The sequence below is a fragment of the Streptomyces sp. BE20 genome (assembly GCF_036322525.1).
Lineage (GTDB): Bacteria > Actinomycetota > Actinomycetes > Streptomycetales > Streptomycetaceae > Kitasatospora.
The window spans coordinates 1-325 of record NZ_JAQYWW010000785.1; the positions used below are offsets into that span (position 1 = coordinate 1).

The following is a 325-nucleotide window of genomic DNA, read 5'->3' on the forward strand; positions in this document are numbered from 1 at the left end:
GGGGCGCGCCCCCACCCACCCCACCGCTGCCCCCCGCCCACACCCAAAAACACCCCAACACGGGCGGTCGCCACCCCCCCACCCCGCCCCCCCCCTCCCCCCCCACTCCCCCCCCCCGGGGCTACCCCCCCCCCACACACCAAAAACAAAACAAAAAAACAAAAAAAAACCAAAAAAACCCACCCCCCCCCCCCCCCCCCCCACAAACCACACCCCCCCCACCCCCCCACCCCCCCCACCCCAGCCCCCAAAAACAACCCACCACCCCAAAAAACAACCACACCCCACACACCCACCCCCCCCCCACCCACAACCACCCCCAAAA

Annotated in this window: 1 protein-coding gene; it reads right to left on the bottom strand. The window is 68.9% G+C overall.

Annotated elements, in window-relative coordinates:
• Positions 1 to 121: 121 nt before the first annotated feature.
• On the bottom strand, positions 122 to 325 hold a 204-nt coding region (locus tag PUR61_RS45365), incomplete at its 5' end, for a hypothetical protein (RefSeq protein WP_329879621.1).